Source organism: Nonomuraea sp. NPDC003201, from assembly GCF_053590415.1.
In genome coordinates this window covers 1-9,100 of record NZ_JBSFTC010000381.1, presented here as the reverse complement: position 1 = coordinate 9,100, position 9,100 = coordinate 1, and the positions used below count along the sequence as shown (strand labels likewise).

Below are 9,100 nucleotides of genomic sequence, written 5' to 3'. Positions count from 1 at the left end.
CGCCGGCGAGCGGCTGGCCCGGCCCGAGCCGCTGTTCCGCCGCCTCGCCGCGGCCGGAGTGGCTGGTTGACGGAGGTCCGAAGGGAGCCTACGGTGGCGCACACCGACCAGCCGGTATGGAGGCGCCCATGGCCACCGTCCCCACCATTCGCGGCCCTGTAGACGTCGAGGAGCTCGGGCAGACGCTCATGCACGAGCACGTGTTCGTCCTCGCCACCGAGCACCTCGACAACTACGGCAGAGGCGCCTGGTGGGACGAGGAGGCCCGGGTGGCGGACGCGGTCGCCAAGCTGAACGCGGTGGCCGCGAAGGGGGTGCGGACGATCGTCGACCCGACGGTGTGGGGCCTCGGCCGCTACATCCCGCGCATCCAGCGCGTCGCCGAGCAGGTGCCCGGCCTGAACATCGTGGTCGCCACCGGCATCTACTCCTTCGAGGAGCTGCCCCACCAGTACGAGCACCGCGGCCCCGGCCTGTTCATCGACATGCCGGACCCGATGATCGACGACTTCGTCCGCGACCTCACCGAGGGCATCGCCGACACCGGCGTGAAGGCGGCGTTCCTCAAGTGCGTGGTCGAGCAGAAGGGCCTGACGCCCGGTGTCGAGCGCATCTGCCGGGCCGTCGCGCAGGCGCACCTGCGCACCGGCGCGCCGATCACCATCCACACGAACTCCTTCACGCAGAGCGGGCTGATCGCGCTCGACCTGTTCGCCAAGGAGGGCGTCGACCTGGCGAAGGTGGTCGTCGGGCACGCGGGCGACAGCAACGACCTCGACTACCTCATGCGCCTGGCCGACACGGGCGCGACGCTGGGGATGGACCGGTTCGGGCTGGATCCGTACAATCCGACCGCGCAGCGGGTGGCCACGGTCGCGCAGCTGTGCGGGCGCGGATACGCCGATCGCATGGTCCTCAGCCACGACACGGCGTGCTTCATGGACTACTTCGGCGGCGCCTGGGACGAGGCCCGCTCAACGCTCGCGCCGAACTGGCGCTACGATCACATCCACGACGACGTCTTGGCCGCACTGCTGGACTCGGGTGTGACCGACGACCAGATTGAGCAGATGCTGGTGTACAACCCGAAGACCTACTTCTCGTAAAGTAGGTGGATCGGGCAAGCAATGCAGGTAGGTGGAGCTGGGTGACTTCGGAGCAGGCCTTGTCGATAAGCCTCGGGCTCCAGGGACCCTGTGTCATCGCGCGACTGACGGGGGACTTCGACTTCGGGTCTGCCGCCGAGGTCCGTGACCGTGTCACCAAGGCCCTCGATCTCACCCAGCCCCCGATGCTGGTCATCGACATGCAGGCGGTCAGCGTCTGTGACTCCTCCGGCCTGTCCGTGCTGGTCTACCTGCACAAGGCCGTCACCGCCTCGGGCGGCCGGCTGCTGCTGGCGGGGCTGAACGGCCGGTGCAAGCACCTGTTCGCGATCACCGCGCTCGACAAGTTCTTCGACATCCGCACCACGGCCGAGCTGGCCATCGCCGAGCTCAACGAGCCCGGGAGCTTCACCGCGTAGGCCGCTGGCCTTGTGGGAGAACGGATAACCGTTTCGTATCGGATCTTCTTTGCCGGCGGCTTCTCCACCAAGATCCGGAACATCTCGTACAGGTACTACCGCTGAGCGGCCGCCAGGGGCCGGACCGACCCCCGGCTGAGCCCCTGGCTCACGCGGTGACGAGGAGTGCCACCCCGATCAGCACCGCGACCGGAACGAGCCACATCACGGCCTCGACAGCGAACTCCTTGTACATCGCGCAAATCTCCTAACAACGGCTCGAGTACGTCACTGCGCAGCATAGCGGCCCGGGCCGCCTGCTCGATCCGGATCAGGCCGTGACGGCGCCGTCCGAGGCGGAGGCCACCGTCGCCATGTACTTGGACAGCACCCCCCGCTCGACCTCTCTCTCGGGCCGCTTCCACGAGGCGCGACGCAGCTCCAGCTCCTCCTCCGGCACCACCAGCTCGATCGTCCCCGCCGCGCTGTCGATGACCACCGTGTCACCGTCGCGCACCAGCGCGATCGGCCCGCCGTGGTACGCCTCCGGCGCCACGTGCCCGACGACGCGCCCGTGCGAGACCCCGCTGAAGCGCCCGTCGGTGACCAGCGCCACCGAGGCGCCGAGGCCGCGGCCGACGAGCGGGCCCGTGATCGAGAGCATCTCCTGCATGCCGGGACCGCCCGCGGGGCCCTCGTAACGCAGGACGATGACGTCGCCCGGCACGATGTGACCCTCCTGGATGGCGACGTAGCAGTCGTGCTCCGAGTCGAACACCTTGGCCGGGCCCTCGTGGCGGAAGTCGTCCTTGCCGCCCAGCTTGAGCACGCAGCCGTCGGGCGCGAGCGAGCCCCGCAGGATGGCCAGCGCGCCACGCGGCTTGAACGGCTCGGCCACGCTCGCCACCACCTCCTGCCCCGGTGTCTCCTCGGCGTCGGCCGCGACCTCCGCCAGCGTGCGGCCGTCCACCAGCGTGGCGTTCTCGCGCAGCAGCCCGGCCTCCAGCAGGCGGCGCACCACCAGCGAGGTGCCGCCGGCCCGCCACAGGTCCAGGGCCGTGTGGTCGCCGCCGCTCGGCTTGAGCCCCGTGATGATCGGGACCCGGCGGCAGACCTCGCCGATCTCGTCGATGCGCAGCGGCAGCCCCGCCTCGCGGGCGATGGCCAGCAGGTGCAGGACGGCGTTGGTGGAGCCGCCCATGGCGGCGACCGAGACGATCGCGTTGTGCAGGGCGTCCGCGGTCAGCACCCGCGACGGGCGGGCGTCGCGGGCCAGCGCCTCCATGGCGATCTCGCCGACCCGCCGGGCCGCGGCGTTCTTCTCCTCCGCCACCGCCGGGATGTCACCCACCCCGAACGGCGCCAGGCCGAGGAAGTCGGCGACGCTGCCCATGGTGTTGGCGGTGTACTGGGCGGCGCAGGTGCCGGCGCCCGGGCAGGCGTGCTTGGCCAGGTCGTCCAGGTCCGCCTGGTCGAGGCGGCCGACGGCGCGCTCGCCGAGGGCCTCCCACATGTCCTGGATCGTGACGTCGCGCCCGCGCCACCTGCCGGGCATCATCGTGCCGCTGTAGAGGACGACGGCGGGCACGTCCAGGCGGGCGAGCGCCATGATCCCGGCCGGCACGGTCTTGTCGCAGCCCACGATGACCACCAGCGCGTCGAAGCCGTGCGCGCGGCCCATGAGCTCGATCGAGTCGGCGATGACCTCGCGGCTGACCAGCGACGTGCGCATGCCGGGGGTGTGCATCGTGAGGTTGTCGGAGACCGCGATGGTGTTGAACTCCATCGGCGTGCCGCCCGCCGCGCGCACCCCCTCGGCCACGTGGGCGGCCAGCTCACGGTGGGTGAGGTTACACGGCATCGTGCCGGTCCAGGTGGAGGCGATGCCGACCACCGGGCGGCGCATGTCCTCCTCCGACCAGCCCATGGCGTACAAGTGGGAGCGGGCCGGTGCGCGGTCGGGGTCGTCGGCGATGCTCAAGGCGCTGCCCTTCGTCGTGCGGGTCGTTACGCCTCCATGATCTCGCGCTCACTGTTCGCGCATGCGCCAGGGTGACCCGTACTCCACCAGGAGGTCCAGGAACGGGCCCGGCTCGAACGCCTCGGGCCCCAGCACGCCCGTGCCCTTCCAGACCCCGTTCGCCATCAGTTCCAGGGCGACGACGGGGTTCACGGCGGTCTGCCAGACCACGGCCTGGGAGCCGTACTCGCGCATCGACCACTGGTTGTCCACCACGTGGTAGAGGTACACCTCGCGGGGCCGCCCGTCCTTGACGCCCTTCACCCAGGTCCCCGCGCAGGTCTTTCCCCGCATGCGGTCGCCGAGGCCCGCCGGGTCGGGCAGCACGGCGGCCACCACGTCGCGCGGCGACACCCTGGCGGTGCCGTCGTCGGTCCGGACCGCGACCGGTTCGGTGCGGTCCACGCCGAGCGCGTGCAGGGTCTTGAGCTTGCCGATGAAGTCCTCGCCGAGCCCGTACTTGAAGGTGACCCGCTGTGCCGGGATCCACCGGGGGACCAGCATGACCTCTTCGTGCTCGACGTTGACGCACTCCACGGGGCCGATCCCGTCGGGGAAGTCGAAGATCTCGGGCTCGCTGAACGGCTCGGTGGTGTACCAGCCGCGGTCCTTCTCGTAGATGACCGGCGGGTTGAGGCACTCCTCGATGGTGGTCCAGATGCTGAACGACGGGGCGAACTCGTAGCCGTCGACGGTCAGGTTGGCGCCGTCCCTGATGCCGATCTCCTCGATCTCGTCGAAGAGCTCGTCGGCGGCGTAGCGGGCGAACACGTCGGCCAGGCCGGGCTCCACGCCCATGCCGACCAGCGCCAGCCGGCCCTGCGCGGCCCACTCGGCGGCGCGGGCGAACTGGTCGTCGCCCAGCTTGACCCCCACCTCCTCGTACGGGCGGTCGGGGTGCGGCCTGGACATCGACATGGCCATGTCGAGGTAGTCGGCGTCGGCCGCGAGGGCCGCGTCGAACAGCGGCAACACGAATCGGGGGTCGGTGGCGTTCAGGAGGACGTCGCACCGGTGCTCTTTCAGCAGCGCGGTGACCGCGGCCCGGTCGGCCGCGTCGATCTTGACAGGGGTGAACCGGTCCGCCTGCTCGCCCAGCGCGGCGACGGCGGCCTTGGCGCGGGGGAGATCGTAGTCGGCGACCACCATGTGGTCGAGAAAAGGGCGGCGGGCGGCGATCCGGGTGATGGCGGTTCCCACACCGCCGGCTCCAACGAGAAGGATACGCATGACGATAAGTCCCCTTTTAATGCTGTTTTGGGGGGTGTGTCGAGAATTTAACTTGGGTAGGCTCGTCAACGTCAATGGCGTTGGCATAAGGAGGCCGTACTCGTGGCCAAGCGAGTGGTGCCGGAGGCGGCGCGCAGGCGGCGCCGCCCCACCAAACACGGGCAGGTCCTCACCCATCAGCTCATCGTGGAGACCTCGCTCCGCATGCTCCGCGAGCACGGGGCCGCGGGGCTGTCCGCCCGCCGCCTGGGCCTGGCTCTGGGCGCGGACGCCAGCACGGTCTACCGCTATTTCCGCGGCATGGACGATCTGGTGCTGGCGATCGCGGACGAGCTGTTCGGCACGGCGATGGCCGACTGGCGGCCCACCGGCGACTGGCGCGCCGACCTGCGTGAGCTGGGCCTGCGCATCCACCACGCGTACCTGGCGCACCCGCAGGCCGCGGTGCTGACCGCCAGCCGGGTCACCGGCCGGCCGAACGAGGTGGCCGGGGACGAGACCATCATCGGCATCCTGCGTGGAGCCGGGTTCGCGGACGGGGACGCGGTGCGGATCTATCACGCGTTCATCGACCAGAGCCTGGCCTTCGCCATCCTCGACGCCGCCACGCTGGCCCTGCCGAAGGCGGCGCGGGAGGCGGACGAGGAGGTGTGGCAGGCCACGTACGCGCGGCTGCCCGCCCGTACGCACCCGAACATCGCCGCGACGGCGCCGCTGCTGGTGGCCGAGATGAACGACAGCGCCTACCCCACGGCCCTCGACATGCTGCTGTCCAGCGCGTCCGCGCAGCTCAGGTGAGCAGGGCCCGGATCTGCTCGGTGTCGCCGTCCCGGGCTCGGTTCAGGTGAGCAGGGCCCGGATCTGCTCGGTGCCGCCGTTCCGAAGCCAGGTGCGGAAGTCCAGGAGACTGGGGTGGAGTTCGCGCAACGCCGCGATGTCGGCGCGCCACAGTCCGCGCTCGTCCGCGAAGGCGCGTTCGGCGTCCGGGCCGAGCCCGAGAGAGCCGACGGGCAACTGCCGGTAGGTGATCTCGCGCCCGAGGCTCCGGCTGATCAGCTCCACCGTCCGCCTGGGGGTCAGCTCATCCCCGGCGATCTCGATCGCCTGCCCGAGGTAGTCCTGCGGATGGGAGAAGGCGAGGCGGGCGAAGACGCCGATGTCGGCGGCGGCGATGAGCTGCACCGGCGTGTCCGGGCCGAAGAGGTGCCTGAGCTCACCGTCGGCGATCCCGCCGAGGGGCAGGCCGGGAATGGTGTGGTTCTCCATGAACCGGACCGGCCGCAGGATCGTCGCGGGCAGGCCGGACGCGCGTAGGTGCTGCTCGATCTGCCACTTGCTGTCCCAGTAGGGCAGGCCGGCGCCCCGGTCGGCGCCGCCGACCGAGGTGAACACGAAGTGGGAGCTTCCGGCCGCGGCGGCGGTGTCGACGAGGGCGCGGCCGCGGCGGATCTCCCGGTCGAGGTCGTCGTCGGGCGTGACGCCGAAGACGCCGTACGCGCCGGCCGCCGCCTCGGCGAGCGAGCCGGTGTCGTCGAGGTCTCCGACGCGTAGCTCGGCGCCCTTCGCCTTCAGCGCCTGGGCCGCTGGGGCGTCCGGGTCGCGGACGAGGGCGCGTACCGGCCAGCCGGAGGCCAGCAGCTGGGCGGCGGTGGCGCCGCCTTGGCGTCCGGTGGCGCCGGTCACCAGGACGGGCTTGTCGATGAGGTTCACCAGGGCTCCCAACGGTAAAGTGAGACGGTCTCAAGAAATATATTGAGATAGTCTCAAGTTAAGCAACCTGGGAGTGTCCATGACGACCACCGGCCCAGCGCCCCGGCGCCGGATGCGCGCCGACGCGCGCCGCAACTACGAACGGCTGCTCGCCGAAGCGGCGGCGGCGTTCGCCGAGCACGGGGTGGAGTCCTCGCTGGAGGACGTCGCGCGGCGCGCGGGGGTGGCGAACGGCACGCTCTACAGCCACTTTCCCACCCGGCAGGCGCTTCTCGAGGCTCTGCTGCGCGACCGCATGGAAGCCCTGGCCGGCACGGCCCGCGACCTCCTCGACCACTCGGACGCCCACGAGGCGCTGATCACCTGGGCGCGCGCGGGGATCGCGCATGCGGCGATGTATCGGGGGCTGGCCACTTCGCTCATGCGCAGCATCGAGGACGAGACCTCGGAGCTGCACGCCGCCTGCCAGGCCGTGCTGACCGCCGGCGAACGGCTGCTCGAACGCGCGCAGGGGGCCGGCGCCGTACGCCCCGACGCGACCGCCTCGGACTTCTACACCTTGATCAACGCGCTGGCGTGGGCGGGCGAGCAGACGACGCCCGAGCAGGGGGAGCGGCTGCTGGCCTTCGCCATCGACGGGCTACGGCCCTCAGCGCGGCCGTAGCCGGGGGTCACCCCCAAAGCTGTGCATCGTCCCGCACGCCGACCGGCCGGGCCCGGCCGGCGCCCGACGACACTGCTGCCATGGACACGCGGCGGCCGCATCCGGATATGGCGGCGCACTCGTGGGCGTACCGGAACGCCGGTGTTCCTCTGGAGGGGCACTGGAACGCCGGCGAACCTCTGGAGGGCGCCGGAACGCCCGCACACCTCTGGGAGGTGTCGGAACGCCGGCGAACCTCTGGGGGCACCCGGCACGCCGGTGTCAGAGGCGGTTTTTGGCGATGCGCTTGCCGAGGCTCGCCAAGGACTCGTCGGCCATGAGGGCGGGCAGCCGCGGCGCGTCCGCCTCGACCTGGGCGAGCACCGCGGGATGCGCTCCGCAGAATCGGCTCCAGGCCCGCACCACTTCCGGCATCGCCGCGATCCCCGCCTCCGACAGGATGGCCTCCCTGGGCAACCAGGACGTCAGGAACTGGGCGACCCGTGCTGGGCTCCACCACAGAGGACGATCGCCCACGAACTCGGCAAGCTTCTCGAACGCCTCCCGCGCCCCCGGCAGATCCGGCAGCTCGCGGAACCGGCTCACGGTGTCGTCGGGCGCCGGGCGTACGAGATCGGGCACCGCGCGGGCCCTGGAGAGCGCGACCGGCCGCACGGCGGGCAGCGTGTCGGCGACCAGCGCCCCCATGATCCGGTCACCCAGCTCGAACGCGTCCAGCACCCGCCCCGCGACCGCCCCCGGTTCCTCGGCCCGCAGGTCCAGGTCGTCGAGGAACTTCACCTCCTCGACCACCGCGTCCACCGCCAGACCGCCGTTCACCTGGTCGATGGCGACGACGAGGAGGTGCGGCTCCTTGCCGTTCTCGTATCGGAAGGACAGGGCCGCGAGGGCCTGCTCACCGTATGGGTCCGCCTTGCCGTACCAGCCGCCCTCGCACGTCACCCGCCCCATCCGCCGCACCCACCCGGGCAGCGTCTCCACGACGCCGTCAGCGGCCCTCACGTACACGCTCGCCGCCGCCTGGGCCTGAGAGCCCGCCCCTTCCTGAGCACCTGCTCCGGACTCCGGGCCCACATCGGCCACAGGACCTTCGCCGGCCTCCGGGCGTGCGTCGGCGGCCGGGTCGACCGCCGCCAGGGCCGCAAGCGCGAGCCGCGCCTCCGTGCTGCCGTCCTCAGCCAGTTGCCGCAGGAAGGGCCCCACCTGGTCCGGCTCGAGATGGGCGGCGAGCCGCGCCGCCCACAGCTCGGTCCTCAGCGGCGAGCACCATCGGAGGAGGTCGCGGGCCTGGGCGATCGTTGTGGTGAAGGCTGTCGTGCTCACACTTCGACCGTATCGCCCCGGCCGGCCCTCAGCGCGCGTCGGCACACTGCCCGGTCGCCCGGCCCAGGTCATCGACGCAAGCCGCACACGGCACCTCCACGCAAACGGCCCAGGTGACCGCATCAGCGGTCCGTGTGCGGGTGCGTCCCGCGCAGGCGGTAACCGGATTCAGCGGTCCGTGTGCGGGTGCGTCCCGCGCAGGCGGTATCCGGCGGGTGTGCGCGAGGCGGCCCTTACGCGCGGGTGGTGTCGGGTGGTGTGTGTGCGGTGGTGTGTCGGCTGTGCCGACGGGTGGGCGGTGGGGTGGAGCGCCCGTGATCCCTTGCGCGGGTGGTGTCGGGTGGTGGGTGTGTGCAGTGCTGTATCGGCTGCGTCGGGGGGAGGGCGGTGGGGTGGGACGCGATGGCCCCTCGCGCGGAGTGGTTCCGCGGAGGGGCCGGTGGGTTGGTGGTGGGTTAGTCGGTGAGGCCCGCCTTGCGGAGGGCTTCGGCCATGGCGCCGGAGGGGGCCGGGCGGTCCTGGCGGCGCTGGCCGCCGCGCTGGCCGTCTCCGCGACCGCGCTGGTCGCCTCCGCCGCCTCCGCCGCGTCGGCCGCCGTCCCCACGGCCGCCGTCTCCCCGGCCGCGCTGGTCGTCGCCGCGGCCCTGGG

Annotated in this window: 9 protein-coding genes; 5 read left to right on the top strand and 4 right to left on the bottom strand. The window is 71.7% G+C overall.

Annotation, left to right across the window (positions count from 1 at the left end):
* The first annotated feature begins 128 nt into the window (after positions 1-128).
* Both ACWDX9_RS54845 and ACWDX9_RS54840 read left to right on the top strand, forming a co-directional pair.
* Entirely contained in the window at positions 129-1,106 is a 978-nt protein-coding gene (locus ACWDX9_RS54845) for a phosphotriesterase family protein (RefSeq protein WP_449970432.1), read from the top strand.
* A gap of 41 nt (positions 1,107-1,147) precedes the next feature.
* Positions 1,148-1,525 carry an STAS domain-containing protein gene (locus ACWDX9_RS54840; protein WP_363981944.1) on the top strand — a complete coding sequence of 126 codons (378 nt, stop codon included), beginning with the start codon at positions 1,148-1,150 and terminating at the stop codon, positions 1,523-1,525.
* Positions 1,526-1,835: 310 nt separating this feature from the next.
* Here ACWDX9_RS54840 and ilvD read toward each other — a convergent pair whose 3' ends face one another.
* The gene (gene ilvD, locus ACWDX9_RS54835) at positions 1,836-3,485 is read right to left on the bottom strand and encodes a dihydroxy-acid dehydratase (RefSeq protein WP_449970428.1); all 1,650 of its coding nucleotides are present in this window, start codon (positions 3,483-3,485) and stop codon (positions 1,836-1,838) included.
* 48 nt (positions 3,486-3,533) lie between these two features.
* Positions 3,534-4,754, bottom strand: coding sequence for a saccharopine dehydrogenase family protein (locus ACWDX9_RS54830; RefSeq protein ID WP_449970425.1), 1,221 nt, complete (start codon positions 4,752-4,754; stop codon positions 3,534-3,536).
* Positions 4,755-4,856: 102 nt separating this feature from the next.
* Here ACWDX9_RS54830 and ACWDX9_RS54825 point away from each other — a divergent pair, with 102 nt between their 5' ends.
* A complete protein-coding gene (locus ACWDX9_RS54825; protein WP_350728096.1) occupies positions 4,857-5,552 on the top strand; it encodes a TetR/AcrR family transcriptional regulator in 696 nt (231 codons plus the stop codon).
* A gap of 42 nt (positions 5,553-5,594) precedes the next feature.
* Here ACWDX9_RS54825 and ACWDX9_RS54820 read toward each other — a convergent pair whose 3' ends face one another.
* Positions 5,595-6,464: an NmrA/HSCARG family protein gene (locus tag ACWDX9_RS54820; RefSeq protein WP_449970422.1), complete on the bottom strand. Its 870-nt coding sequence runs from the start codon at positions 6,462-6,464 to the stop codon at positions 5,595-5,597.
* 79 nt (positions 6,465-6,543) lie between these two features.
* Between ACWDX9_RS54820 and ACWDX9_RS54815 the strand changes: the two genes are divergently transcribed.
* Positions 6,544-7,128, top strand: coding sequence for a TetR/AcrR family transcriptional regulator (locus ACWDX9_RS54815; RefSeq protein WP_449970420.1), 585 nt, complete (start codon positions 6,544-6,546; stop codon positions 7,126-7,128).
* A 261-nt stretch (positions 7,129-7,389) separates the two neighbouring features.
* Here ACWDX9_RS54815 and ACWDX9_RS54810 read toward each other — a convergent pair whose 3' ends face one another.
* The gene (locus ACWDX9_RS54810; protein WP_449970418.1) at positions 7,390-8,451 is read right to left on the bottom strand and encodes a hypothetical protein; all 1,062 of its coding nucleotides are present in this window, start codon (positions 8,449-8,451) and stop codon (positions 7,390-7,392) included.
* Between the two features lie 419 nt (positions 8,452-8,870).
* Between ACWDX9_RS54810 and ACWDX9_RS54805 the strand changes: the two genes are divergently transcribed.
* Positions 8,871-9,100, top strand: a 230-nt coding sequence (locus tag ACWDX9_RS54805; protein WP_449970415.1) for a hypothetical protein, incomplete at its 3' end; no start/stop codon positions are given.

What these genes read in the sequence shown, in the direction of transcription:
- ACWDX9_RS54815 (WP_449970420.1), top strand. Translation starts at nt 6,544, where the DNA reads ATGACGACCACCGGCCCAGCGCCCCGGCGCCGGATGCGCGCCGACGCG.
- ACWDX9_RS54845 (WP_449970432.1), top strand. Translation starts at nt 129, where the DNA reads ATGGCCACCGTCCCCACCATTCGCGGCCCTGTAGACGTCGAGGAGCTC.
- ACWDX9_RS54830 (WP_449970425.1), bottom strand. Translation starts at nt 4,754, where the DNA reads ATGCGTATCCTTCTCGTTGGAGCCGGCGGTGTGGGAACCGCCATCACC.